Genomic DNA, 26,913 nt, shown 5'->3' on the forward strand with positions numbered 1-26,913 from the left:
GCCCCCTATCGCCCGCGACAGCGCATCGTGAGCGCGTCGTAGACGCAGGCCACATCGGCCTGCACCCGCGGCGCGATCACGAGCTCCGGCCAGTGACGGGCATCGCCGGGACGCATCAGGACCCGCAGCCGGATCAGGCCGGGAGCCTCGCTCTGATCCTTCCAGCTTGTGCTCCAGGCCGCATTGGCGTCTCCCGTTGCTCTTGCCGCATAACTGAGCTCGATCCGATCGATGTCGGACACCAGCAGCGTCCGCTCGGTGTCCTGCTTCACCGCCAGTTCGGGTCGGGACTGCAGAACGAGATCGACCCCATCACGCCTGCGGTCGGCGAGCAGCTTGAAGCGGAAGCGGCCGGCCCCACCGGACACGGCCGGCGCGTCGCTGAGGAACTCGAGGCTCTCGGCCTGGCCGTCGATATCGATGCGCCGCTGCGCCGCGCCTTCGCCCAGCATCATCGGATAGAGATTGCCGATCAGCCGCCGCAGCACGTCCTGCGCTGCGAGCTCGCGCTGGAACGACTCCGCGCGGGCGCTGCCGCTGCGCCAGGCCTGCACGCCGAATTTGAGATTGTCGAACAGCAGGACGGCGAGCAGGCTGAACAGCGCCAGCGCAACGAGAACCTCGACCAGGGTGAAGCCGGCGTCGCGATCATCCATCCCGCTTGCTTTCGGCGACGTCATCGGTCTGGCTCACTGCGACTTGGAGACACTGGGCCCGAGGCGAAGCGTCGAGAGCGCATAGGAGCGCGGGTCCTGCCCTTCCTGCCAGCCGATCTCGACCGAGACCTGATACAGCTCGACCGGGCGTGCAACGCCGCCTGGCGCCGGCCGATAGGGCTGCATCGCAAGGCGCCACCGATAGCCGTTCGCCTCGGCGCCATCGCGCGTCTCGGTGCGCAGCGGAATCGAATTGCCGACTTGGGCCATGAGCGACTGCGCCAGCGCAACTGCACCAGCCACGCGTTCGGCCATGCCCGTTCGCGACAGTCCGGTCGAGAACAGGCTCATCACCAAAGTGAGGCCGACCGACAGCATGGCCAGTGCGACGAGGACCTCCACCAGCGTGAAGCCGGCGTCGCCGCCGTCCGCGTGCTTCATCTCTGCCGTGGCGGGAGTCACGGCTGCCAGCTCGTCACATTGGCCGCGGCCGAGGTTTCGTCCTCACGTCCCTCGGGCCCGAGCGAGACGATGTCGTAGGTGCCGTGCTGTCCCGGGAATTTGTAGACATAGGGCCGTCCCCACGGATCGTTCGGGACCAGAGTGCCGCTGAGATAGGGCCCGTTCCAGGTGGCAGCGGTGGCCGGCTTCTGCACCAGCGCACCGAGCCCTTCGGCTGCGGTCGGGTAGCGGCCGTTGTCAAGGTGATAGAGGTCGAGCGCCGAGGACAGGCTGCGGATCTGGATCCGCGCCGTCTTGAGCTTGGAGTCGGAGAGATAGCTCAGCACGCGCGGGCCGACGAGACCCATGATCAGGCCGATGATGGTGATGACGACAAGCATCTCGACCAAGGTGAAGCCGGCCTCGCCATCGCGGCCTCTGCGCAGACGAAGCCGGATTTGCCCGCGCCACGCGGCCACGCGCAGCTTCACGACATCACGACATTCCATCCATCCCAGCATGATCGTCCCCTCCCCTCAACACGTCGCGGCGGTCCGCACCGTCCCTGTCAGCCATTCGACACAGAGCCTGATATGATGCCCGTTCAACTCCAGGCTCAGATCGCCGCCGGTCGACGAGCCGTCCGGAAAGAACCGGAAGCCGCCCACGGCGGCGCCCACGCGCGTCGCGGCGGCATAGGTCAGCTTCGCCTGGATGTCCGGCGCGAAGGTGCGCGGCCGGACGACATCCGAGCTGAAGGCCCGGCGGTCGACGTCGATGCTCAGGGTCATCACGCGGTTCTGCACGATCGCAGCGGAGCGCGTGGCGCGCAGCGCCGACGCAATCTCGCCTGTCGCCGCATCGAGGCTCACGGTGCCGGCGCCGCGTGATAGCAAAGGGACGGCGGCGGATACCGTCAGCGCCAGGATGACGAGCACGGCAAGCATCTCGACCAGCGTGAAGCCGGCGCTCGCCTCGTCCCGTCCCACTGCCGCCCGCGCGCTCATCGCCCCGCCAGATCATTGATGCTGAGGACGGCGTTCATCACCGGCATGATCAGCGCGCCGATGATCAATGCGATGCCGACCGTCATCGCCGGCGTCAACGCCGCCATGAAGCGATCGACGCTGGTCTGCAGCTGCTTCTCCAGCATCTGCGCCACGCGCAACAGCATGCGGTCGAGCTTGCCCGCCTCCTCGCCGACCGCGATCATCTGCAGCGCCACGGCCGGCAAGGCGACCTCGTTGCGCAGCGCGCGGTGCAGCGCTGTGCCCTGCTGGACCTTCTCGATCGCCTGTTCCATGCCGGCGCGGAGATGACGGTTGTCGACGACGTCGCTCGCCGATTTCGTAGCCGCGATCAGCGGCACGCCGGCCATCATCATCGTGCCGAGGGTGCGCGCAAAGCGTGCCGTGTCCTGCTGCAGCAGGAAGCCGCCGAACAGCGGCAGCCGCAGCGCGAGCCGGTCGAGACGCCGGCGGCGGCCGGGATCGGCCAGCACGAATGCGACGACCGCCCCCCCAGCCACGATGGCGGCAACGCCGCCGACCACGATCTCGAGCCAATGCGCCTTCAAGGCCAGCATCAGCTGGATGGTCAATGGCAGCGGCTTGCCGCTCTGGGTGAAGATCGGGGCCATCGACGGGATCACGCCGCCAACGATGATCGCGAGCGTTGCGAGGCTCAGCACGATCAGCATCGCGGGATAGATCAGCGCCGACTGGATGCGCGCACGGATCTCCGCCCGCCGCTCCAGGAGCTCGGCGAGCTCGGTCAGCACCTGTGCCAGCCGCCCGCCGCTCTCGCCGGCGCGCACGACAGCGACATAGTCGGCCGGGAAGATGCGCGGCTGGCCCTGCATCGCCTCCGACAACGGGCGGCCATTGAGGACATCGGCGAGCAGTGCCTCGACCAGGGTGCGCAGCCGCGCTGCCGAGGCCTGCGTCTGCACGATGCGCAAGGCGTCGTCCATTGGAATGTCGGCCGCGCAGAGCGTGGCGAACTCGCGCGTGAAGGCCAAGAGGTCCGCGCGCGCCGCGCCGTTGCCGAGCGTGATCTCGCGGTTCCACCATGCCGTGCCGGCGCTATCGGCGGCCTGCATCTGGAACGGCGACAACCCCTGCGCCCACAGCGTCGCGCTCGCCGCATCCGCGGACGCGGCCTCGATCGTCCCCTCCGCGAAGGAGCCGTCGGTGCCGTAGGCGCGATAGCGGAAGCGCGGCATCAGTCGAGAATCCTGCGTCCGGTGTCCTCGACACGCCGCCGCACCGGCGGACGGCGATGCGGGCCCTCGATCGCCATGAAGTGGCGGTACTCCTCGGTCACGCTGCGCGCCTCGTCGAGGCTGCGCATCACGTGCGGCCGGATCAGGATGATCAGCTCGGTCTTGCCGATGACGTTGTCGCGGCTGCCGGCGAAATTGCCGATGAACGGGATGTCGCCAATGATCGGCAGCTGGCTCCGGCCGGTGGTGCGGCCCTCCTGGATCAGCCCGCCCAGCACCAGCGCGTCATTGTCGTTCACGACCACCGATGTCCTGATCTTGCGCTGCCTGATGGTCGGCGAATCGATGTTCGACGACGTGGTCGGCGCCACGCTCGACACCTCCTGCTCGATGTCGAGCAGCACCCGCCCGCTCTCATTTATGCGCGGGATGATCGACAGGATCACGCCCGTATCCTTGTAGCTCACGGAATTGACGATCGGCGCGCCGGGCGTCAGGGTGCCGGTCGCCGACTGCGTCGTGATCGGCACCTGATCGCCGATCTGCAGCACCGCCGGCTTGTTGTCCATGACCGCCAGCGACGGCGAGGACACGATGTTGACGTTGGTGATCTGGTTCAGTGTGTCGATCGTGGCGGCGATGTTGGCCGCTGTCAGCGCGTAGGAAAAGCCGGGAAACACCGAGCTGACGGCGCCGGAGGCCGCCTCCGTCAGGGTGAATTTCGAGCTGTGCTTCTGCATGTACCATTGCACGCCGAAGCGCAGCTCGTCGTTGAGCGTCACCTCGGCGATGGTGGCTTCGATCAGTACCTGGTTCGGCATCTGATCCAGCCGCTCGATCACCTGCAGCACGCGCTTGTAATCGGCATTCGCCGCCTCAATCAGGATCGCGTTCTTGGCCTCGTCGGCCACGATCCGCAGCCGCGGCCCATCCGCATCGCCGTCGCGGCCGGAGGGCGCGGGCGCCGCCGCCGTGACGCTGGGCGTGGACGTGGTCGGCGCCGGGGTCCGCAGTCCCCCCATCCCGCCGCTGGACGATCCGAGACCGCCGGTGAATCCCGATGACGATGCCCCGGAGAACCCACCGCCGGACGATGCAGGCTGCGACTGCACGCTCGCCTCCTGATAGTTCGGCGCCACCGTACGCCGCCCGGCCGTCGCGGTCTGGGTGTCCGTCGGGAACATCGACTGCAGCACGTCGACCAGCTCCTGCGCGCGCCGGTTCTGCACCGCATAAGTGAACAGCTGCTTCTCGGACCCTTGCGCCTGCGCGTCGAGCTTGCGGATCCAGGTCTCGGCGCGGCGCAGATACTGGACCTGCGGCGAGATCACCAGAATCGAGCGCAGCCGCTTGTTGGGCACGAACTGCACCATGCCGGCCATCGGCCCGTCGCGGTCTGAGGCAAACACGCTTTTCAGCTCGCTTGCGATCGCATCTGGCGCCGAGGTCTTGACTGGGATCAGCGCGAACGACATCCCCTTCATGGTGTCGACGTCGAACAGCGCGATCGCATCCATCATCGCCGCGATCTCCTGACGATTGCCCGAGAGCGTGATCAGATTGCGCGCATCATCGACCCGCACCACGCCGCCGCGCGGCGCGATCGGCTCGACCACGCGCCTGATCTCGGACGCCGAGACATATTTCAGCTGCACCACCTGCAGCCCGTTGCCGACCATCTCGCCGCCATCGGCCGGATCATCGGTGCGATACGCCGCCGACACCGCCGTCTGGTCCGCCGCCACGATGCGATAGATCCCGCGATTGTTGACCACCACCGCATTGTTGGCCCGCAGCGCCGCCTGGAACAGATCGATCACCGCCGCCCGCGCCACCGGCTTCGGCGTCTGGATCGTGATCCGCCCCTCGATCCCCGGATCGACCGTGTATTTCACCCCGAGAATATCCCCGAGCACCGTCTTCGCCGCCTGCGGCACCGGGACGCCAGCAAGATTGATAGTGACGCCGTCAGCAACATCCTCCGCGCCCCGCGACACCGCCCCCGTCGGCGACTCGCCGACGAAGCGCCCGGTGCCCTCGACCATCGTCGTGGGCCCGCCTCTGTTGTCGTCGAGCAGCGGCGAACCCGACACCTTGCCCGCACGCGCGCCTGCAGCCGGCGAGCGCATCGCCGCCCGCGCCTGCGCCGCCGCTCCGGCATCCGCACCACTCGTGCTCCAGGCGAACGACGACGCGCCCTCCTCCATCGTCTGGCACGCCGACAGCGCCAGCACGACGGGAAGCGCCATCAACCGAATTCTGCGACCCCCGCCGCGCAACACAACCACCCCGCCCCCACGCAGCCCGACTGCCGAACAACTAATAACCGCCGCAGTTTAAGCGGTTTTGATCGCGAGGGATATTGAATGCGCGACGTCCCGGCGAGTCATGCACACCCTTTCGCCGAACGCTCCAAAGAATTTGGCCCGACACAACCCATGATTGCAGCGATTCGAGCGCCCGCCTTCTTAGCTCCGCCTGTCCGAGGAGCCTGCGGGCCTTCCAAAACCCGGAGCCCAACTAATTAAGTGCAGCGTCACAGTAATTCATTTCATGGCAGCCCTGCTGTCCACCGACCTCTTGCCACGACATCACATAACATCTTGATCGTTAGCGGCTTCTTCCGCGCAGCTGATGAGAGCCCCCTCAAGAATCCTATCAGGCTGAAGCCTTCGCCGCCAAAGTACTGATCAAACCGGAATCCAGACATATCGACTCCGAACTCGGACTGGAACCGTTGAAGAAACTCAACAGCGTCATCCCCGTCTACACCAAGATCTCTTGCTATGTCTGTTTGCTCCGTTAGCGACCTTCGCGTATTCGTCTCTCGAACTACAAAGGATAAGATACGATTGTAAACATCACCCTCCGCCAGTTCCTGCGCCATAGTCACATCTCCCTGCTATCTGTCACTTCGACGCACACTGATATGTGCAGTATCCAATCCTTGCCGCATCGTAGCCCACGATACCCCAACCCACGAAAGGCACCCATCGTCCGGCTATCCGACCGACGACCATCGACCGAGCCCACGGATTTACGGTAGTCGGCGCCCAAACCCGGAACGGTAGCCGCTCTGGAAACCATTCGGAAAGATACTTTGACGCAATTGACGTACCCTCTGAGCTGCCGCCGAGGACCACGGGCTTAGAAAGGATAGGCTGGCCTGCCCCGACTAATGCTGTCCCGAATAGTGTATCCAACCCGAGCTGATCATAAGCACACGACTTCAGGCACTGCCAAGTGCTGCGATCGTTCTTATCAAACGCAAGTACCTCTGCGCCTGCCATAATCAACTGTCTCGGTTCCGGCTTGGATTGCTCTTCGAACTTCTCAAGACCTAGCGTTGCTAAGTACTGAAATGCTCCTGTCACAGCTCCATTGGCGAACTTATCGCCACCCGCGACCGCGGCGAGGCCGCCAACAGCCGCTTGCAGAATAGTGCCTCCTATACGCTCTCCCATATTCGTTCTCGCGTCAGGGAACAGCGTATTCGTCAGCGGATTGAACGCAGCACTCACCGCCGCAGCAGCGGCTCCCGCCCCGCATGATCCGCCGGATACGACAGCAGACGCGCAGCCGATAGCAGCACTGCCTGCGACATTCGCGAGATAGAGACCCGGATCGAACGCTTTGCTGGCGAACGGAAGCGTCCCAGCGAAGGTGGCGCCACCGAGTTGTTGGAACGCGAATGTCGACATCGCCGCGATTGCGCCGGCTTTGATGATATCGCCCAGATTGCCACCGGACAGGCCGGTCACGATCGCCGCCGCCAAACCAGCCGCGATCGGACTCCCTCCCATGCCGATCGTCAGCGCGATCTGCAGGATCGACCGAGCAATCGCGTTGGTCTGGAAGAAGTGGGTGACTGCACGCCAAGCGCTGCTGAACGCCTTGCCGATCGCATTCCAGAAGCAGCCGAGGATGCAGTGGCCGTTGGGATCGGTGAAGGTCAGGGGGTCGTTGCCGACATAGGAATAGCGGTTCCAGCCCTGTGTGCTGAACGGAAACTGAGTGACCGTGTCGGCGCTGGTGAAGCGTGCCAGCAGTGGATCGTAGACACGGCCGTTCATGTGAACGAGGCCAGCGACCGACAGCTGTTCGTGGTCGGTGAAGCCGCGCGTGGTCTGGCTGGTGATGCTGCCGGTGGTATCGTCAGAGCCGTCGACGTTGCGGCGCTTGCCCCAGGCGTCGTAGCTCAGGCGCTCGACCAGCAGGCCATTCTCGTCTGAGATCGCCGAGATCGAGCCAAGATGGTCGGTATGGAAGTAGCGCGTGGTGACCGTCGTGCCGCTGCCCGATGTCTGCGCCACGCGCATGCCGACCCTAGCGTTGCCGACCAGGAGATAGTCGGTCCATTTCTGTGTGATCGTACCGGGGTTCTGCACCTCGGCCGCGACGCCAAAGGCGGCAATGTAGAGCGTCGTGCCCTCCGGTGTCACCTGCTTGACGCGCTGGTGGTCGGTGTCGTCGACGAAGGAGATCGTCCGCGCCCCCTGCGTGATGCTCGCGGGCTTGTTGTAGGAAGTGTAGACGATACTGCGGCCGAGACCGGAGGTCTGGTTGCCGTTGGCATCATAGGTGAAGGTGGCGCTGATCGTGCCACCCGAGACGCTGGTGACCGCGTGGGGGCGCGGCTGCCCCGCCGCCGGATAGGTGTAGGTGCCGACATCCGACTTGGTCAGAATGTTGCCTATCGGGCTGTAGGCGAACGTCTTGACCAGCGGCGCCGTGTTGACGCTGGTGGTCGACGTCGTCAGCCGGCTTAGCGCGTCATAGACAAAGCTCTCGCTGACATTTGTATTGGCATCGCTCCGCGAGGTGAGATTGCCGAGCCGGTCGTAGCCGAAGCTCTGGTTCTGCACGGCGCCGTTGACGCCGGTGGCGATGCTGAGCAGCGATCCCGTCAGCGGATCGAAGCCACGGGTCGTGACCAGGCCATTACCTGCCGTCTGCTGGGTGAGGTGCCCCTCGGCATCCATCGCATAGGCCGTCCAGTAGGACTGGCCGCTGGCATCGTCCTGCAGCAGGTTGGAGAAGCCGAGGCTGTTGTAGCCATAGCGCGCGGTGAAGCCGGAGGGATAGCTGACCTTGGTCAGCCGGCTGTTGGCGTCGTAGGTCGCACCCATAGTGTAGGTCGCGCCATCGATGGTGGTCACGACCTGCAAGGGACGGCCGAGGCTGTCATAACTGACGCTGCGGGCAAAGCCGTTGCCGGAGCCTGAGGTGATGCCGGTCGAGGCCAGCTTGCCGATGCCATTGGCGGCGGTGTCGTAGGTCCAGACCGAGGTCATGTCCGGCTCGACCCGCTGCACCGTCCGCCCCAGCTTATCGTAGCTCATGCTGACGACCTGCCCCTTGGCGTCGGTTTGCGTGGTCAGCTGCCCCAGCGTATTGTAGGTGTAGCTCCAGACGCCGAGATCCGGATCGGAGCTCGATATCTTGCGCCCCCTGATGTCGTAGCTCGCAGTGACGACATTGCCGACCGGATCCGTGGTCTGCACCATGTTGCCGACCGCGTCATAGGCGGCGGTCAATGTCTGGCCGAGCGCATCGGTGACAGAGACCACCTGGCCCTGGCTGTTCTTGACCGTCGTGCGCGTCTGGTTGAGCGCGTTGGTCTCAGTGGTCGTGAGACCATGAAAGGCCGCCAGCGACACGCTGCCGTCTGGCTGCGTCGTCGTCACCACCCGGCCCAGCGTATCGTAGGTGAAGGTCGTATAGCGCGGCGTGCCGCCGTTCGCGAAATACGGCCGACTGGTCTGCGTCACCCGTCCGAGTGCATCATAGGCCTTGGTGGCCTGGACAATGCTGCCGTCGAAGCCCTGGGTCTGGCGACCGATCTCGCGCTCCAGTGCATCGAAGAACACGGTCGCCACCGGTGCGATCACGGTCGAGCCGTCGGCTGCGTAGGAGGTCTCCTGAATCAGATAGCTCGCGCCTGAAATACAGCTCGCGGTGCCGCCATTGACGCCGCTGCAGAACTGGTAGGACCAGCGGGTCTGGGTGCCGTCCGGCGACACGACCTGAGTCTTGCGGCCGAACTCGTCATAGCTGAAGGTCGTGGTCAGACCGTTCGGTCCGGTGTGGCTGGTCGGCTGGCCGAAACGCAGGTCATATTGGAAGCTCTCGCTCTGCCCGAGCGCGTTGGTGTTCGACGTGCCGAACTGCCCCCGCGCATCATAGGTGCTCGAGCTCGAACGACTGACGATATCGGCACCGCTGACGGTCACCGACTGCTTGTGGCCGAAAGCGTCGTAGACATAATCGGTCTGCAACCGCGCCGCCGGTGTATCTGGCTCGACGACTTCCTGCGTCAGCAATCCCGAGGCAGCGTCGTAGGAGAACGACGATGTCCGGGTGATGGTGTAGATGTCGGCGACCGGCGTCGATCCTGACCCTGAGCCGGTCGACGGCATGTAGGTGATGACGATGATGCCCTGCGCGCCGGCCGTTCCCGCCGTGTTGACGCCGGAGCCGCCCGGACCACCGGCGCCGTAGAGACCCGCAGACCCGTTCGCTGCGCCTGGTCCGCCACCGCCGCCGCCACCACTGCCACCGCCGCCGCCCGAGCCATGTGTCGCATCCCACTCGGACCCGGTGCTGCCGCTGCCACCAGCGTTATTGATCCAGGCGCTGCCGTCCCAATAGCCCGCACCACCGCCGCCGCCGTTGCTGCCGACACCGCCGGGAACGCGGATCGTGCCTGCGCTACCGCCTCCCGTTCCCACGTAGTTGTTGCCGCCCGTGCCCGCGCCGGCGCCGTTCGTGCCGCCGCCATTGCCGCCGCCGCCGGCGCCCGAGCCGTTCTGTCCGCTGGAGCCGCCATTGCCGCCATTGCCGTTCGGTCCCGCAGCGCCGCCGCCGCCACCGCCACCATTACTGCTCGCACCGGAGTTGCCGCCAGCGCCGCCCGAGTATTTGACCGTGCCGACGCCGCTGCCTGCGGTGCCGCCAGCACCGCCACCGGCCGCGTTGAGGCCGCTGCTGGCCTGCCCAGGGTTCCCGCCCTTGGCGCAGACCGACTGCCACAGACATGTGGTGCCGGTGCCATTGAAATACGTGTCACCACCGCCCGCGCCTGCATTGGCGGCGCCGCCGCCAGCGCCGCCAAGACCGATCCGATAGCTGACGCTCGCGCCAGGTTGCAGCGACAGGTTGACGGCCTTCGAATAGGCGCCGCCGCCACCGCCGCCTGCTCCCTCGGAAGAGGCATTGGATCCGGCGCCGCCACCACCGCCGGCGATCACCTCGACGGTATTGTTCGCGCTGTTCCAATCGCTCGGGACCGTCCAGCTCGAGCCGCTCGTCAGATAAATCCGCGTTGCCGATGAGGGCGGCGGCGGAGCGGGCGTGTAGTTTATGACGATGATGCCGGACGCACCGGGCATGCCGGCGGTGTTGTTGCCGGAGCCGCCGGGGCCGCCCGCGCCATAAAGCGCGGCTGCGCCGTTCGCGGCACCGGCGCCACCGCCGCCGCCTGCCCCACTGCCACCACCGCCTCCAGAACCATGGGAGGCGTCCCACTCCGTTCCGGTGCTGCCGCTGCCGCCGGCATTATTCACCCAGGCGCTGGCATTCCAGTAGCCCGCCCCGCCGCCACCGCCACCACTGCCATTGCCGCCCGGAGCTCCGGCGGAGCCTGCAGTTCCTCCACCGACGCCGGAGTTGTTGTTGCCGCCGGCGCCGGCGCCGACACCGCTCGCGCCGCCGCCGTTGCCGCCGCCGCCGGCGCCCGAGCCGTTCTGGCCGGAGGCGCCGCCATTGCCGCCATGCCCCAACGGGCCCGCGGCTCCGCCGCCGCCGCCGCCGCCGTTGCTGCTGGTCCCCGAATTGCCACCGGCGCCGCCTGAATATCTTACGGTCCCGATGCCGTTGGCCAACGCGCCGCCCTGCCCGCCAGCCGCCGCATTCAACCCGCTGCTGTTCAGCCCCGCGCCGCCGCCTTTGGCACAGACCGACTGCGCCTGACAGATCGTTCCGGACCCGTTGAAGTAGGTGTCACCTCCACCGGCACCGGCATTCGCGGCGCTGCCGCCCGCGCCGCCGGCACCCACCCGGTAGGTGATCGAGGCGCCCGGCTGCAACGGGAGATTCGATATCTTCGAATAGCCACCGCCGCCGCCGCCACCGGCGCCTTCCGTCGACGCGTTCGACCCCGCGCCGCCGCCGCCGCCGCCGATGACCTCGATGGTGTTGTTCGCGCTGTTCCAATCACTCGGGACCGTCCAGGTCGAGCCGCTGGTGAGGAATATCTGCGCAGCGCCGGCGCCTGACGGGACGGCGGAGCTCATCAACAGAGCGAGCGCCAGCCTCTTCAAACCAGCGAAACGACTTGAACGCGACACACGAAATGACACGGCCTTGAACATGGTCAATTCCTCGGCCTGCAACGGCCAGCGTGAGCTCGATTTCGATCTGAATGGGGAAGATGGGCCGCTATTGCGGTCTGCGACTCGTGACTGTCGCCCGCGTCAACCTGCCGAGATACCAGTTCGACGTATCATTGGCGTACGTGTTGACCGTGGTCTTGCTGTTACCATCGGGCGTCGCCACCACGACCTGTGTCGCATTGCCGAAGTCGTCATACTGATTTGTCGTCGTGACCGTCGGCAGCCCAGAGCCATCCAGATCCGTGCCGCTAGACGTGTTTTGCGTCAGAAAGACACGGTATGGCGCACTGGACGGACTGATTCCCGTCCCACCGCCTACGTTCAGGCACAGATAGGTGTTGACCGACTGGCCGAGCGTCTGCGCGCCAAGCGTTCGGGTAGCTGAGGACACCATGCCGATGAAGGGGAAATCCTGACGAAAGGTCGTCGTGTCAGCAATGCCGGTTGCCAGGTCTTTCACAGTCATCTGGCGAAAGCCAAGGTAGCCGCGACCACCCAAATCGAGCTTGGCGCCTGCATAGCTGTAGGACGAGCTGTAGGTACCGCCGACGCCGTTGGATTGGTCCAGCCTGGACGCCACGTAGAGGGCCATCTGCATGTCCAGGATGGGATAGCTACCATTCGTGTCCTTGGTATAGACTGATCGGCTAGTCATAGGTGTATAGGTGATCGATGCCGTTGCACCGAGCCCACTGGTCACCTGGCTGACGAGATCGCCCGAGCCGCCGTTCGCCGCAAGAGTGTAGATGTAACCGTTGTCCATCAGCGCGAAGTCAGACCGCCCGTCACCGTTGAAGTCCCCCCCAAACACGAAGTAGTTGGCACTCGGCGGCGCTCCAAAGTTCCAGTTGTTTGGCATGGAGATCGTATTGTAGGCAAAGGATCCATCTCCCTTGCTCAGAAACTGGTAGATATATGGCCCATTACCCCCGATCAGAACAAAATCGGATCTACCGTCCAAATTGAAGTCACCGGCAATCACGTCAAATCCGGTCGTCGGCGGAGTACCGAAATTCCATCCCGGAATTGCGATCTGCACGTAGTCGAAATTGCCGTCCCCCCTGCTCTGGAACATATAGAGCGTCCCCGCTTTGAGCATCAGCCAGTCAGTCTTACCATCTCCATTGAAGTCGCCCACGACAGGCATGTAATCGGACGGGGGGATTCCATCCTCGGGCCAGCCGAACCGCCAGCCATTGGTTAGATCAATCTGCCGATAACTGAAGGTGCCGTCGCCGTTGCCAAACGCCTCGTAAAGCGTCGTGCCTCCAAGCATGATGAAATCGGTCTTGCCATCACCATTGAAGTCGCCCGTGATCGGCACATAACGGGTATTCGGATTCCCGAAATTCCATCCATTATTGATCCAGATCGAGCTGCAGCCAAACGAACCAGCTGCATTGCTGATGCACTCGTAGAGATAATCCTGATTGATCAGGATGAAATCGGTACGGCCATCCCCGTTGAAATCGCCGGAAATCGGAGCGAACGAACCCTGATCCAAGATGGGCCAGTTGGCCGGAGTCTGAACGACTCCGACGCGAAACGTGCCGTCACCGTTACCCAGAAACGGAAAGATCTGCGATGAGTTCACGAAAGCGAAATCGCTTTTCCCGTCTCCATCGAAGTCTCCAACGAACGTCACATACACCGCGGCCGGATAGCCGCCGAAGTCCCAGACGTTCTGCGTCGAATTCACATTGGTGTAGCTGCCATCGCCATTACTCAGATACGCAAAAATCGACTTGTTCTTCGTCAGGACAAAATCGGTCTTTCCGTCGCCGTTAAGATCCATCAGAACCGGCGTCCAATACTGCATTCGCACGTATGACGATGCGACGAGATTATTCGGATTCGTCGCAACAGACGGCGAGAATGACCCGCCGCCACCGTTACTCCACTGGAACGTCGTTGCCGGAAGACAATTTCCCGAAGCGGCGCACGCCGTCACTGATGTCAATTCGGAATTGCCGCTCGTGCTGCTCTGCTGATAGGAAAGTCGGTAGTCCGAGACCATATTTGCACCGGCATAGGTCTTCACATTGGTCAGGCGAACTACAGTTCGGACGATAGACCCAGCCTGGTAATGCTGAATGACGTCCGGTCGCGACGCATAGGTAAACTGAACAGAATTATATGGACTGACCCCGGCGACACCGTTTCCCGTGTAGTCGATCCTGCTTGGTAAGGCCTGGCCGTTTGCCGCATCGACATTGTAGGTCAGACTCAAATAATTCCCCTTCGTGTCGGTCAACTTGCTAAGGGCCCAGGCCCTCGCGGTCGACTTACCAACCGCAAGGATCTGCGAATCGGTCGTATGGCCAAATTCCATGACCTGCCCCGATTTCGTGCGAACCTCAAACCACGACGGGCCGGTACCCGCGACTCCATGCGAGATCACCCTCGAGAACGATTCGACTTCGGTCCGATATTCGGTACCTTCGCCCCCGTAGGCGCCGCTCACTGCAACAAGCCTCTGCCCGTCGAGACAGAAGCGATCGTTTGCATCGAAATTGACGCTGCCCAGCACGCCATCCTGCACGATAGTCCGGGCACAACGCCCGATCGAGGGCAAGCCCCCCAGCGACCAACCGACCCCGACGATGCCGTTTCCGCCCTGACTGTTGTAGTCGAGCGACAAAGATGGCGCGACACCTGCAGATCCCGGCGGCAGCGCGATCGGAAGCGAATAGCTTGCAGAGCCGCTCTGGCCGACCGAGACCTTTCCCGGTAGCGACATTGTCTCGGCATAACTTATAGTTGTATTCTGAAAACAAAAAAATGCACTCGCGTACGCAAGCGCAGCACTGATTGCTCTACGCGCGCGACGACGTCGAGCGCCGAACTCCAGATCTCTCGTCACCCCTGCCCCCGCAGTCTCTATACACCCCGAAACACAACAGACATTATTTGTATTTCACGATCAACTGACATTCGAATTTTTTCACAACATGTGGATGAGCATGGTCTATAAATACAACCTACATCTCCAGGTGCCGCACCCTCCTCTACATTTGCGAGCAAAGGTTGTTCGCATGACGCACCCATCGCCGCACTCGACGACACGACACACAACGCTGAGTACAGAATAACTCCATGACGTCCTCGCGCGTGCACGAATTGGACGAATCAGACTCAACGCTTTTGCTGCACGCCCTGCCTCGCTGTGAACTCGATGCCGACCTTTGTGAGCCTTGCACCGCCCGCAGGTCTGCAGCTCACGTCAGAAGCCGACCTGCACACGTTGCGCTGGATCAGAGCGCTGCAGCATCGACACGGCCCGAGGAATCGGTTTCCGCTTTCCCTTCAAACCAATCGGGCATGTCCAGCTCCCGCGGAACGCGCATCAATTTCGCGTTCTCGGAAAACACGGTAAGCATCCGTCGTAGGCCGCGGAGGAAGCAGCCGCTGGCTGTCAGCGGGTCAGCGGTTCTCAGATTTCCCTGCGCATCTTGAGGATCTCGATCAAGTTCTCGATGCCGAAGTCGGTGAGGGCCATGACGTCGTCGTCGGCGACGACGTAGACCCAGATGACGCCGTCCTCGATGTCCATTTCACTGGCGACGTCCTGCAGCCAGTCTTCATCTCCGCCGAGGTCCTTCGCGACCTTGGCCACGGTGGTGACGTGATGCACTTTGTTGACGTGCGTGGTCATGCTGCTTGAGCCGAGAGCGCTTTGGCCTGAGGCCCCCACTTCCAGGGCAGAAATCTATCCAGCCGATGCGCCGGATGAGCAGCGATGCGCGCGAGGACATCCGCAAGCCAGGCTTGCGGATCGATGCCGTTCATTTTGGCCGTGACGATCAGGCTGTACATGGCCGCGGCGCGCCGACCTCCGCGATCGGAGCCGCAGAACAGCCAGGATTTTCGACCGAGAGCGATGCCTCGCAGGCCACGCTCAGCAGCATTGTTCGAGAGGCAAATCGGCCCGTCATCGAGGAACGTGGTGAAGCTCGTCCAGCGCTTGAGGATGTAGTTGAACGCCTTGGCGATGTCGTGGCCACGGGACAGTTTGGCGAGCTGCTCGCGCATGTAGACCTGCAGATCCTCGACCAGAGGCCGGCTCAGCGTCTGCCGCACCCGAACGCGCTCCTCGGCACTCCTGCCATTGATGGAGCGTTCGATCTCGAACAGCGCATCGATCCGTCGCATCATCTCGACCGCGATCGGCGAGAGCGGGATGTCCTTCTTGCCGGAAGCCTTGCGTCGCGCGTTCTCCTCGATGTCGGCCATGACGAAGAGCGGGCGCCATGACATGGGCTTCGACCAGGCGCAGCAGGGGATCAAGCGCGGCACAGACCGATCCAACTGCGTCCGCCATCGTCGACAGCGCGATCGGCACGCCTTCCAAAGCGTAGCGCTCGGCCTGGCGGTTCATTGGCTGATGCTGGCCGAACTTCTCGAACATGATCATGGCCAACGCGGCGCATGTCGGTGTGGCCGGCAGCGATCCACACGCGCACTCCTGACGGACTCGGGATCATCACGTCCGCCCGTCCGTCAATGCGGCAACAGCAGCCTTCGGCGTCCTCTCATCGACGACGCACGTGATCCGCATCATGGCTCCGGCCGCAAACTCGATCTCAATTGCGCCGCCGACGGTCGGCTCGATCGGCAGAGGCGCGGCCACTGGATCTGCAACCACCTTTGCCGGAACGAAGTCCAATCGCAGCCCAGCTTCATTCTGTCGAGGCCGTCGCCAGTTGAGGAGCAACGAACGTGAGATGCCGTACCGCCGGGCTGTTGCCGACACCTGCCGGGCCCCCTGCAGGCTCTCCAGCACGATCTTGAGCTTCTCATCCTCAGACCAGCGCCGCCGCCGACCCGTCTCGACCACCTCAAGTCGCCCGATCCGGGCACGGTCCTTATCTCTGTCCATAAGGACAGTTCTCAGCACCAACACCAAATTGCCAAGGCGGGCTTCGGCGGAGGGTTACGGCAAGAGCGGACGGCTACGCATTCTCGGCGCTCATTGCCGCTGCATTCCCCCGGAACGACCCCAACGCCCACATGGTGCAAGGCACTGATAATATCCCTTCCGCCGAGACCGACGTACTCGTCTGCACAAACTCCCTAGCTTGGCGGACACGCCGCCACTTTAACGAGAGCAAAAGCGCATCGCTACTTTTTGATATCGAGACTGCGGCACACCGGCCACACCAACTGGCTATATTCACATTACTAACCACAGAGGACTGGCTGCAATCCAGCTTCCGTGCCATCGCAGATGGTACGCGGGAGGGGTAACGGAGTGCCGATTCTACGTCGATTGTCTTTAATGTTGGGGCTGTTTCTTCTTTGCTTGGCCTTCTTCGCGCTGGCCAAATTGGCGGCCGACAAAGATCCTGGTGGTCCTCCGTGCAGCAGGGGATCCATTGCGAGCATCATGACGGGTTGCCAACCGGCATCGCGCCCCGTGGCAACAGAGGACGTGATGACCTTCCAGAGGCCCGGCGGCATTTCCCGAACGGCACCTCCGAACTGAGCCACAAGATTGCTCCGAATCTGCTGGGCTTCGGTGTGCATAAGAACGTCTGTCTCGACAGTGTTGCGCTGGCGTGAAGCAGACTGAAACGCTCGCTATGAATTCACCCCCTTGGGCAGGCCGAGATGTGGTCCGTTCGTCGCAGGTCGAAGGCATCCGCCCCGCCGCCCTCGTCTGCCGGTGCCTTGGTAGCTCAACCCGTGACTTCGTTTCCACATCTCGCATGGTCTAAGGCACGCAACCGTTATCGAGAATCAACATCACAATTGAGAGCGGCGGGACCAGCGGCCGCGCAATTCGCGCGTTGAGTCGAGAGCAGCGGGAGCCGGTCGCCATTCTCCTCATATTGCGCGTATTGGCCGACTTCTTAGAGGCGGCGGCGGTCACGGAGCTCAAAGTTTGGTCGACCGAGACGAACTTCTGGACAAGCTTCGCAGTCAGACGATGCGCAAGCTCGATAGATGCGACAGCAGCTCGGCGGTCGACACATGTCCAGGGCGTCTCTACCCGTTCGGTCGACGACCTGGTGCAGGCCATGGGGGGGGATGGGCGGCATCTCCAAGAGCCAGGTGTCGCGGCTGCGTGCCGAGATCAACGACAAGGTGAAGGCCTTCCTCACGCGGCCGATCGAGGGCGACTGGCCGTATCTGTAGATCGACGCCACCTACGTGAGGATGCGCCAGAACGGGCTCATCGTCTCGGTCGCGGTGATCATCGCGGTCGGGGTCAACAGCGATGGCTGGCGCAAGGTCTCCGGGATGGACATTGGCCCGTCCGAGGCCGAGACGTTCTGGACGGCATTCCTGCGCAAGCTCGCCCGGCGCGGCCTGCGTGGCGTCAAGCTCATCGTCTCCGACGCGCATGAGGGGATCAAGGCGACGGTCGCAAAGGTCGTCAACGCCTCCTGGCAGCGCTGCCGCGTGCACTTCATGCGCAACACCCTGGCGCATGCCGGCAAGTGCGGGCGACGCGTCGTCTCCGCCTTCATTGCCACCGCCTTTGCCCAGGACGACGCTAAAGCCGCGCGGACGCAACGGCGGCGCATCGCCGATCAGCTGCGCCCGCAATAGCCAACGCTAGCGATCTTCCTCGAGGAGGCCGAGACCGACGTGCCGGCCAATATGAGATTCTCCGCCGCGCATCGGGCCACACTACACTCGACCAATCAACTCGAACGCCTCAACGACGAGGCCAAGCGACGAACTGAAGTGGTCGGCATCTTCCCCAACGCGGACGCTATCACCCGCCTGGTCGGCGCCATCCTGCTCGAGCAGAACGACGAGTGGGCGGTCCAGCGCGGACGGTGCACGACGCTAAGAACCACCGCGCCTTTGGGCGATGATCCCACCGTCAGCTTCCCGGCGGTCGCCAGACAACGCGACCAGCCTGCATTCTTCGAATCAGAGCCTGGCTCTGGCGCGCATTCATGGAAGCTGTCGAAGCGTACAAGGCAGCGGTTCACCGCATTCAGCTCGCCACGCCAATGCCGCCAAGACGGGCTGCGGATGCTGGTTACCGGTGGACCGCCTACCTGCGATACTCACCGACTGCATAAATCCACTCGATTTGGGCCGTATCGGCGGTCACCTCTGGGACACCGCATCCTTGATGCAGCCGCAGAGGTGCTATCTGACATCAAGCTCGCGCAAACATGCTTCGGCGAGCCAGCCATTCGGCTGATCCTGCCCGAGAGGTGTAGCCCAGCCGGCCGCCCTGACGACCTGGACCCTCATTTCCACCGAGGCGCTCTTCATCTTCCCAAGATAGTAATAGCGCCACGGATCGGCCTTGGCGGACTCCAGGCAGTATGGAACAAGACTCTCTGCCCGTGCCTTCGCAGTCACCTCCGAGATCTGCGAGCGAGAACGCCACCCCGCAGAATAGAGCACTCCAATGCTGCAAGCTGCAGCCGCAACGGCTACGAAGAGATAGTAGATCAGACTTCTAAGCATCGATCGTCCGACTGTCTTCAAGGCGAAGCCGCACGAACTCGTTGCACAAAACCAACGAATTCTGACGTATCCACATCTTCGTGCCCCTTATCGTGGATATCCAGCTCGATAAGCGAGCCAAACTTCATCCAGATCTGTTTCAGCTCGAGGTACGCTCCGATCGTCTCATCACTAATTGCGCCCCGTTTCGTGCCACTGAACCAGGACTCAGGATGAGACGCTCCATAACCCAACCAAAGACCATCGCGCCGACCTTCTTCGATCAGTAGCGGTTTCGGCGCGAGCAATGCATAGAGAGCGGAATACGAAAAGAACGCACGAAAGTCATGGCAGAATGGATGCGTGAAGATCCGATACTCCCGCCGCGTATGTTCGAGCGAGAAGAACGCGCCATTCGCAGCCATTGCCTTGATATCCGGCCGAACGATCGCCAACACAAGGCTCGTTAGTCCGCCAGCCGCGTTTCCTAGTCCAATGTAGTCGGGATTCGAGTTCAGCAAAGGCTTTATCCGCGTCAGCGCTAGATCCGCAAGCCTCGCCCAGATGATCGAATAGTCCACGCGCCTCGAAAGGTCGGCAAACGGCGCATGGATCGTGTTCGGAAACGCAACCACGGTAAACCCGCCTCTAGCCAGATACGCGCCATGTCCATTATCGTCGAACAGCGTTGTGGGCGCCTGACCGCTCCCCTCGCCGCCCACCTCGCCGTGACCATTGATCGCCACGATCGTCGGCAGATCAGGATTTGGATTGTCCGGTCGCGCCACGGCAACGGTATATCGAAGATCAGCTCCGTCTTGAGCCACATGGGGGAACAGCAGATCGATCTGCTCGATCGCAAAACCGGCCTTCTTCATCGGGTCATGAACACCGACCAGCTCCGGCGCGACGTTGACTGCACCCTCGAATTGCTCCTTGATGTAATTGAGCGGCTCGTTTCTCCAGGACTCGAAAGCAGCTCGATCCCCCAAGATCGCCGAGGCGCTCAGGTCAAACCTGGCATCCTTGTAATCCCAATCAAACGCGCTTGCTTGATTGGAGCACAAACTCACAAGGTTCGAAGCCAATATCGCTCTCAGCAACCACTTCATGCCTTTATTCCACTTTGGCCGACCGAGCAGGAGCTGAAACTGGCTTAAGGTACTCCCCCCTGAGATCGATGAATGGCCGCTCAATAAGCCAATAAGTGGCTGTAGCCACCAAGACCGCAACAGGAACGAGATAGACTCCCGATAGTAGCGCATTGACATACGGGCTTCCGGTCAACGTCAAATACCAATTGTGCTTTTGAAACATGAGAAGGATGGGCATATGGATCAGGTAAAGTGAATAGCTCACCAGTCCTATTTTCCTGAGCAAGGTCGTATAGTAATCATGAAACGATCCGTGCGCCTGAACATATATCACGATCAAAGAGGCGAACAGGAAGCCTTCATAGGTGTGCCACAGAGCCTTCCAGTTGGCGTCTCGCTCCCACCCGCCAAGCCTGTTGAACGCAAAAAGCGACAACACAATGAGGCAGGATACGCCGACGAGAAGAACTCCGGATTTCCTGGTTGCCAACACACCCTCTCGGTAAAGATGAGCAGCAATCATCCCGATGAGAAACTGATCGATGCGCCCCACAATTGTGAAGTACGACAGGTTGCGAGGAGAGGCACCCAGACCAACACAAAGAATGCGAAGCAGGATTGCAAGCCCCAGCAGGTGAACCAGGTACTTAACCCCGTATTTCAATTTGAAAGAATTCAGAAAAGGGAAGACCAGATAGAACTGAAATTCGACACATATGGTCCACAACAGGATTGTGAACGCGCCGCCCGCGAGACCGGCGGGAGTATTCCCCATCAAGAACAAGCTGGACGCGAATGCGCTAAATGAGAACTGAGCTGGATATGTATAGGCTTCCAGAAACAGCAGTAGCACGTACATAGGAAAAATACGCAGGATTCTATTGCGGATAAAGCCTCGATACGAAACTTGGCGGTTATGCGCGCCGTAAGAAAACAGAAAGCCACTCAGAACAAGGAAAAGCGATACGCCCGCATGCCCTTCGGCAAGCACGGCAAAGAACGGATTGGAGGGGTATAGCCATGCACCAATGCTCGGGTCGACACCTCTCGTCAAATTATGGGTGAGATGCGCGAACAACACCATCAGGGCAGCAATCCCCCGCAGCTCGTCGAGCGCAGGGACGTGAGGAATGTTCTTGCTCTCGGGTGCTGAAATATCGCGACCACTCAACTCTCGGCCCTCTGACAGACGGTCATGCTGTTCTGTTAATGCACGCGGCTCAATTTGCCTACCCCTGGTTTGCAACTGCCAATCTCGCAGCACGGCGACGCCTGCCCAAGGTCGAGCATGGACGATTGAGCGTCTCGCTGGAATGATTGGCTTTGCAGACGACACCGACGCCCGTGGCTCCTGGCCACAGCGCTTTCAGATCTCACAGATGAGAGAGTCCCGTCCCCCTAATGGATCACATGTGGAGCATTGCCAGGCCCCATCCGGCTGAGGCCTCAAGCTCGTCCAGGGATCGCGCCTGGTTCTCGGCCAAGAGCTGACCATGCGACGCATCCAGGATCCCCTCACGAGTGGACGCTGTCGGGTTGGTCGTCGTCTGGCCAGCTGGCTGAGCTCGAACCCATGTCATGGCCGATATCTCATCTGGCAGATTCCGACACGTACACGGAAGCTCCCGCCACCAACCTGAGATTGCCCCGTCATCAACCGTCGGCAAGGGTGATGCTTGGAAGCAAATTCACCCGCCCACCAAGATCCGGCGGCGGCTTCAGAGTCCGCACGCCTCGATGACATTCTCCTCAGTCTCGGTGAATTCTGCCGCGGTCGATGTTCAAGGTTACAGCCGCTAAGCGCGCTTGCTGCCGCTCACATCACGACGAGCATCAGCCAGATCGCTGGCGACCATCTCCTTCACCAGATCTCGAAAGCTCGTTTGCGCCGTCCAACCGAGCTTCTGCCGCGCCTTTGTCGCATCTCCGATCAGGAGATCGACCTCGGTCGGGCGGAAATAGGCCGGGTCGATGCGCACGACGATCTTGCCCGAAGCCACATCGCGCCCCACCTCGTCGACGCCCTCACCTTGCCACTCGACGCGACGACCAACTTCACCAAAGGCAAGCTCAACGAATTCGCGCACAGAGCGCGTCTCTCCCGTTGCAAGCACAAAATCATCCGGTTTGTCCGCCTGCAGGATTGCGTGCATTCCCCTGACGTAGTCCCGCGCGTGCCCCCAATCGCGCTTTGCTTCGAGGTTACCAAGATAGATCGCGTCCTCCAGACCGACTTCTATTCTTGCAACTCCCCGCGTGATCTTGCGAGTTACGAAAGTCTCTCCGCGTATGGGGCTTTCATGGTTGAACAAGATGCCATTGGAAGCAAACATGCCATATGCCTCACGGTAGTTTACCGTGATCCAATAGCCATATAGCTTTGCGACTGCATATGGAGACCGCGGATAGAACGGCGTCGTCTCCCGTTGCGGAACCTCCTGCACCAAACCGTACAGCTCCGAGGTCGAAGCCTGATAAAATCGCGTGTCCTTCTCCAAGCCGAGAATGCGAATAGCTTCCAACAGCCGCAAGACCCCTACTGCGTCCGCATTGGCGGTGTATTCCGGGCTCTCAAAGCTCACGGCGACATGACTTTGAGCTGCGAGGTTATATATCTCGGTGGGCCTGATCTGCTGGACCAAACGGATAAGATTGGTCGAGTCCGTCATGTCGCCATAGTGCATCAGAAACGGGACGTCTCCGACGTGAGGATCCTGGTAGAGATGATCCACACGAGCAGTGTTGAAGGAGGACGAACGCCGTTTGATTCCATGGACCGTGTAGCCGAGTCCGAGCAGATACTCAGCCAGGTAGGCACCGTCCTGACCAGTCACACCAGTAATGAGCGCCACACGTCGTTTACGATCTTGATCCACCATTTTCTCCACTCGACACCGCCGCGGCCGTGGGCGCTCGGCATTTTTTCAACGATTAAAGGGAGTCCAGAAACCCCGCCCTGGATGACAATTGTCCTCGTGTTCTGGTCATACACGTGCACAGCCATTCCAGCTTGCGCTACGCGATACCATTTGCGATCGCTAAAGTCTAATGGCCGGCCCTATGGACGCGAGCCTGACCGATCCAAACTCCGCTGACACTCAGGGGGACGCCAGGGTGTCCATTCGCAAGAGAACCGGCACGAGCCGCTTCGGGACGGAACTCTGACAAAATCGTCGCGCGAAATCCGGCAGCAGCTCGACCGATAACGTTTAGCTCCTTCACACCGGCTGCCATTCTCAGGCGAAGGGACAACTGCGCGAGGAGGACATCCTGCATGCCACGGTCGCCTTGACGGTCGACCGCTCAGTCGCCCCCCCCCCAGATTGAATGCAAGATCAGAGGCTTTGATGCGCTTGCTTTTCTGCATGCCCGGGTCTGGACGGGAGCAAGTTCGGAGCCACGGCTTTAAAGGAGGTCAGGCGACGATCTACCTTTCCAGCTGGTAGATCATCGGTCTTGCGGCAAAATCAACTGCTGCCAGCAAACCGCAGCGTCATCCACGAGCAGCGCTCGTGGACTCGGATACAATCTTCGGCCCAAGCGGAAGGAGCAGATCGCATTCGACACCCAGGAAGGGCCTCGACATCGCTCAAGGATGAGCGAGGAGGTTTCGATGCCGTAGCTCGCCGATGCCGCCACGATTGTTGGCGGCCCCAGCAATCATCTCCGTCGATCTCTGTACCGTGCAGAGAGGTGGCGTTGAAAGTGCGACGCGATGCACTGACCCGCCCGCATCCAAGATGCTGCCAATCCGGTCGGAGCACTGAACTAGACAAGATGAAAGCCGGCAAGATGGCTCAGAACTGTCTCCGTGATGGACTGATGTGTCGTAAGCACGTCCTGTGCCGAATCAGAAACAACAATGTTGCCAGGCGTATTGTCGTGACTCGCCGAGAATATCGCCGCTTGCGTGGCAGCGCGATTGTGATTGAGCCAGACGATGTCTGCCTCCGATGCGAAGTTGGCGGCGATACTCTGCCCAAGCTCTTGGTTGAATACGAAAACGTCATGCGGTGCCCACAATGCCGTCTGCTGTGGGCCACCAAGCAATGGCTGGGGACTGGAGATGATCGTCTGGCCTTGGACGCCTTCAGCGAAATGGAATCCGTCCTGGCTGAACAGGTCGGAGGGGTAAGTCGCTGCTTGATTTGCGGTTTTTCCCGAAGAGAGGACACCATTTGCGACGCTGAGATTGCCTTGCGGGTAGCCCGCTGAAACTTGGGCGGTTACACCGATCGTACCGTCTCCGTTGAGGTCTTGATGGAAAGTGGTTTCGAACGCCTCGAACGAGGCCGAGCTTCCCGACACACCTCCAATCGCGCTGCCTGTGTAGTTGCCGCCGCTGTCCAGGCTCCAAACTGCATAAACATCAGCTCCCGCGACCTTCCAGGCGACCTCGTAGCCGCTACCCACGGCTTCTGCGCCGATTGGCATCCAGCTGCCGAGTTGTCCGACCACAACATTGGCGCCGCCAAGCTTCACTTGCGGACCCGCGCCGCCGCCGACCGGATTCATAAAATATCCATTGCCGACCTGGGTGAGGCTCGTCGATCCTAGCCCCTCGATGACTATCGTGGGAATCCCGATCGTACCATCACCGTTGAGGTCTTGGTGAAAGATGGTCTCGATTGCCTCGAACGAAGCTGAGCTCCCAGAGACACCTCCGATCGCACTGCTCGTGTAGTTTCCGTTGCTGTCAAGATTCCATACTGCGTAAAGATCGGCTCCCGCCACCTTCCAGGCAATCTCATAACCACCACCCACGGCTTCTGCGCCAATCGGCATCCAGCTGCCGAGTTGGCCGGCCACGAGGTTGGCACCGCCAAGCTTCACTTGCGGGCCCGTGCCGCCACCAACTGGATTTAGGATATATCCGTTGCCGGCCTGAACGAGACTGGTTGATCCCAGTGCCTCGACGACCGTCGTCGGAATGCCGATCGTGCCGTCACCATTGAGATCCTGGTGAAACACGCTCTCGAACGCTTCCAGCGAGACCGAGCTTCCGGAGACACCTCCGACCGCGCTGCTCGTATAGTTTCCGTTGCTGTCGAGATTCCACACTGCGTAAAGATCGGCTCCCGCCACCTTCCAGGCGACCTCATAGCCGCCACCCACGGCTTCTGCGCCAATCGGCATCCAGCCGCCGAGTTGACCGGCCACGAGGTTCGCGCCGCCAAGCTTCACTTGCGGGCCCGTGCCGCCACCGACCGGATTCAAAAGATATCCATCGCCAACCTGGACCAGACTGGTCGATCCCAGTCCCTCAATGACGATGGTCGGAATACCGATCGTACCGTCACCGTTGAGATCCTGATGAAAAACATTCTCGAATGTTTCGAACGAGGCTGACCGTCCAGAGACACCTCCGATCGCGCTACTTGCGTAATTTCCGCTGCTGTCGAGGGTCCACACTGCGTAAAGGTCGGATCCGGCCAACTTCCAGGCAAGCTCATAACCCGCGCCCACGGCTTCTGCACCGATTGGCGTCCAGCCACCAATTTGCCCAGGCTGAACCGTGGCGCCGTTGAGCTTGAGTTGGGGGCCAAATCCCCCACCAGCTGGATTGAGGAAATAGCTTGATCCCAGCTGCACCAGGCTGGTCGTTCCCAACGCCTCTATGGTTACAGGCGTTGCGGAGACGAGATGAAAGCCGAGAGCGTCCATTTGCTTGAGGTCGACGGACGTCAGCGTCTGAAGTGTGTTGAAAGTGTAGAATTCGTTAAACGGATCGTTGGCGCCCTGAACGCCACTGTTCAGGAAGTCGCTCGGATCGGAGGACTGGCCGTAGTCGGCAAGCTTCGTTTGCCCCCCATCAATTGAGAAGTAGGCTGTCGACGCCGTCGCGCCGCCCGTCATGAGACGGACGCCTGGGGTTGAGAACCGGAAGAGATCGAACACGTCAGGCTGCGGGCCGTAGGGCACGCGGCCGAATGCGTGCGTAAGCTCGTGAAGGGCCACTCCGACGAGCAGGCCTGAATTGATGTCGGTCGCGAACGTCGCGCTGCCGTCGTCGGTCGTGGTATCGTTGGCGCCAAGTCCTCCCCAGAGCTTCAGCTGCGAATTCCAGACGGCAACATAGGATTGCCCTTGGATGCTCGATACAGCCGGTAGGGCGTTGAAGGTGGTGTCACCGGGGCTAGCGTTCCCAACGAGGTTGGACCGAACGCTCGAGTAGGTCATCCACTGGCCACCATCAGGACCTGCAGCAGCGCCTCCGCCGATTCCACTGTAGTCGATCTTGATGTTGACCGTGATTCGGTCGGAGATCATGGACGTCAGGATCGCGGCGGCCTGTTGAATCCCGGCCCGGAAGCTGGCCGGAGCGGCCATTGCGGCCGCATCGAACAGAAGGTTGATGGTGAGCCCACCGGCGCTCACGGCCGTCACCGCACCAACCCCGCCGAAATCGCCTTGCGCGAGCTGAGCTTCCACCGCCTCATCTGGGAGCTCGACCGGGTTTGACGGAGGCGGATCGATTGCCGGGCCGGAGGCCTGGACTACGTCGGAGCCTTGCGAATTGGGCGATCCGGCCATTGGCTAAACTCCCAGCCATTCAAATCCCAGCGCACGATTCCAAGCTCGAGCAGCCCCGAAACCGCGAATCTAGCTATCAGTCATCAGCGTTTCCTGCAGGTTAATGGCCGCCTGCCGGGAGACGAAGGTCTGAACACCCTCTGCGCAGCCCGGCC

The 26,913-nt window shown here is 61.7% G+C and carries 16 protein-coding genes and 2 pseudogenes; 2 read left to right on the forward strand and 16 right to left on the reverse strand.

From position 1 onward, the window contains the following. Positions 1-5 precede the first annotated feature (5 nt). The 12 genes and pseudogenes from QX073_RS27140 to tnpA form a co-directional block, all read right to left on the reverse strand. Positions 6-656, reverse strand: coding sequence for a prepilin-type N-terminal cleavage/methylation domain-containing protein (locus QX073_RS27140; protein ID WP_315759574.1), 651 nt, complete (start codon positions 654-656; stop codon positions 6-8). A 33-nt stretch (positions 657-689) separates the two neighbouring features. Further along, positions 690-1,118, reverse strand: a complete 429-nt coding sequence (locus QX073_RS27145) for a type II secretion system protein (RefSeq protein WP_316200639.1) — start codon at positions 1,116-1,118, stop codon at positions 690-692. Beyond that, the gene (gene gspG / locus QX073_RS27150; protein ID WP_316200638.1) at positions 1,115-1,618 is read right to left on the reverse strand and encodes a type II secretion system major pseudopilin GspG; all 504 of its coding nucleotides are present in this window, start codon (positions 1,616-1,618) and stop codon (positions 1,115-1,117) included. Before gspG ends, QX073_RS27145 begins: the two co-directional genes overlap by 4 nt. A gap of 15 nt (positions 1,619-1,633) precedes the next feature. Then, positions 1,634-2,104 carry a GspH/FimT family pseudopilin gene (locus QX073_RS27155; RefSeq protein ID WP_315716364.1) on the reverse strand — a complete coding sequence of 157 codons (471 nt, stop codon included), beginning with the start codon at positions 2,102-2,104 and terminating at the stop codon, positions 1,634-1,636. Then, positions 2,101-3,321, reverse strand: a complete 1,221-nt coding sequence (locus QX073_RS27160; RefSeq protein ID WP_316200637.1) for a type II secretion system F family protein — start codon at positions 3,319-3,321, stop codon at positions 2,101-2,103. Before QX073_RS27160 ends, QX073_RS27155 begins: the two co-directional genes overlap by 4 nt. Beyond that, positions 3,321-5,570, reverse strand: coding sequence for a type II secretion system secretin GspD (gene gspD / locus QX073_RS27165; RefSeq protein ID WP_316200636.1), 2,250 nt, complete (start codon positions 5,568-5,570; stop codon positions 3,321-3,323). Before gspD ends, QX073_RS27160 begins: the two co-directional genes overlap by 1 nt. 302 nt (positions 5,571-5,872) lie before the next feature. After that, complete coding sequence (locus tag QX073_RS34470) at positions 5,873-6,208, reverse strand: DUF1493 family protein (protein WP_409998028.1); 336 nt, start codon at positions 6,206-6,208, stop codon at positions 5,873-5,875. 22 nt (positions 6,209-6,230) lie between these two features. Continuing rightward, positions 6,231-11,615 carry an RHS repeat-associated core domain-containing protein gene (locus QX073_RS27170; RefSeq protein ID WP_316226677.1) on the reverse strand — a complete coding sequence of 1,795 codons (5,385 nt, stop codon included), beginning with the start codon at positions 11,613-11,615 and terminating at the stop codon, positions 6,231-6,233. Between the two features lie 145 nt (positions 11,616-11,760). Beyond that, on the reverse strand, positions 11,761-14,454 hold the full coding sequence (locus tag QX073_RS27175; protein WP_315716368.1) for an FG-GAP-like repeat-containing protein: 2,694 nt from the start codon (positions 14,452-14,454) through the stop codon (positions 11,761-11,763). Positions 14,455-15,147: 693 nt separating this feature from the next. Then, positions 15,148-15,369 carry a hypothetical protein gene (locus QX073_RS27180; RefSeq protein ID WP_315716370.1) on the reverse strand — a complete coding sequence of 74 codons (222 nt, stop codon included), beginning with the start codon at positions 15,367-15,369 and terminating at the stop codon, positions 15,148-15,150. Then, positions 15,366-16,134: pseudogene (locus QX073_RS27185) on the reverse strand (transposase); the annotation flags it as partial. The pseudogene QX073_RS27185 and the gene QX073_RS27180, both read right to left, overlap by 4 nt. Before the next feature lie 63 nt (positions 16,135-16,197). Next, the gene (tnpA, locus tag QX073_RS27190; RefSeq protein WP_409999236.1) at positions 16,198-16,551 is read right to left on the reverse strand and encodes an IS66-like element accessory protein TnpA; all 354 of its coding nucleotides are present in this window, start codon (positions 16,549-16,551) and stop codon (positions 16,198-16,200) included. 521 nt (positions 16,552-17,072) lie between these two features. On the opposite strand from tnpA, the gene QX073_RS27195 reads away from it, so the two are divergent. Then, a complete protein-coding gene (locus QX073_RS27195) occupies positions 17,073-17,276 on the forward strand; it encodes a hypothetical protein (protein ID WP_315716372.1) in 204 nt (67 codons plus the stop codon). 416 nt (positions 17,277-17,692) lie between these two features. Further along, positions 17,693-18,569 (forward strand): annotated as a pseudogene (locus QX073_RS27200) (IS256 family transposase); the annotation flags it as partial. A 599-nt stretch (positions 18,570-19,168) separates the two neighbouring features. On the opposite strand, the gene QX073_RS27205 reads toward QX073_RS27200, so the two are convergent. The 4 genes from QX073_RS27205 to QX073_RS27220 form a co-directional block, all read right to left on the reverse strand. Further along, the gene (locus tag QX073_RS27205; RefSeq protein WP_316226678.1) at positions 19,169-20,242 is read right to left on the reverse strand and encodes a hypothetical protein; all 1,074 of its coding nucleotides are present in this window, start codon (positions 20,240-20,242) and stop codon (positions 19,169-19,171) included. Positions 20,243-20,246: 4 nt separating this feature from the next. Beyond that, positions 20,247-21,488: an acyltransferase gene (locus QX073_RS27210; RefSeq protein ID WP_315716374.1), complete on the reverse strand. Its 1,242-nt coding sequence runs from the start codon at positions 21,486-21,488 to the stop codon at positions 20,247-20,249. A gap of 532 nt (positions 21,489-22,020) precedes the next feature. Further along, the gene (gene gmd, locus QX073_RS27215; RefSeq protein ID WP_315716375.1) at positions 22,021-23,103 is read right to left on the reverse strand and encodes a GDP-mannose 4,6-dehydratase; all 1,083 of its coding nucleotides are present in this window, start codon (positions 23,101-23,103) and stop codon (positions 22,021-22,023) included. 889 nt (positions 23,104-23,992) lie between these two features. After that, positions 23,993-26,758, reverse strand: a complete 2,766-nt coding sequence (locus QX073_RS27220; RefSeq protein WP_316226679.1) for an NF038122 family metalloprotease — start codon at positions 26,756-26,758, stop codon at positions 23,993-23,995. Between the last annotated feature and the right edge of the window lie 155 nt (positions 26,759-26,913).

This window comes from Bradyrhizobium sp. SZCCHNS3052 (genome assembly GCF_032484495.1).
Lineage (GTDB): Bacteria > Pseudomonadota > Alphaproteobacteria > Rhizobiales > Xanthobacteraceae > Bradyrhizobium.

Bases quoted from the DNA above. Each gene is read 5' to 3' on its own strand.
- QX073_RS27140 (WP_315759574.1), bottom strand. From the start codon at position 656: ATGGATGATCGCGACGCCGGCTTCACCCTGGTCGAGGTTCTCGTTGCG.
- gspG (WP_316200638.1), bottom strand. From the start codon at position 1,618: ATGCTGGGATGGATGGAATGTCGTGATGTCGTGAAGCTGCGCGTGGCC.
- QX073_RS27155 (WP_315716364.1), bottom strand. From the start codon at position 2,104: ATGAGCGCGCGGGCGGCAGTGGGACGGGACGAGGCGAGCGCCGGCTTC.
- QX073_RS27160 (WP_316200637.1), bottom strand. From the start codon at position 3,321: ATGCCGCGCTTCCGCTATCGCGCCTACGGCACCGACGGCTCCTTCGCG.
- gspD (WP_316200636.1), bottom strand. From the start codon at position 5,570: ATGGCGCTTCCCGTCGTGCTGGCGCTGTCGGCGTGCCAGACGATGGAG.
- QX073_RS34470 (WP_409998028.1), bottom strand. From the start codon at position 6,208: ATGGCGCAGGAACTGGCGGAGGGTGATGTTTACAATCGTATCTTATCC.
- QX073_RS27170 (WP_316226677.1), bottom strand. From the start codon at position 11,615: ATGAGCTCCGCCGTCCCGTCAGGCGCCGGCGCTGCGCAGATATTCCTC.
- QX073_RS27175 (WP_315716368.1), bottom strand. From the start codon at position 14,454: ATGTCGCTACCGGGAAAGGTCTCGGTCGGCCAGAGCGGCTCTGCAAGC.
- QX073_RS27180 (WP_315716370.1), bottom strand. From the start codon at position 15,369: ATGACCACGCACGTCAACAAAGTGCATCACGTCACCACCGTGGCCAAG.
- QX073_RS27205 (WP_316226678.1), bottom strand. From the start codon at position 20,242: ATGAAGTGGTTGCTGAGAGCGATATTGGCTTCGAACCTTGTGAGTTTG.
- gmd (WP_315716375.1), bottom strand. From the start codon at position 23,103: ATGGTGGATCAAGATCGTAAACGACGTGTGGCGCTCATTACTGGTGTG.
- QX073_RS27220 (WP_316226679.1), bottom strand. From the start codon at position 26,758: ATGGCCGGATCGCCCAATTCGCAAGGCTCCGACGTAGTCCAGGCCTCC.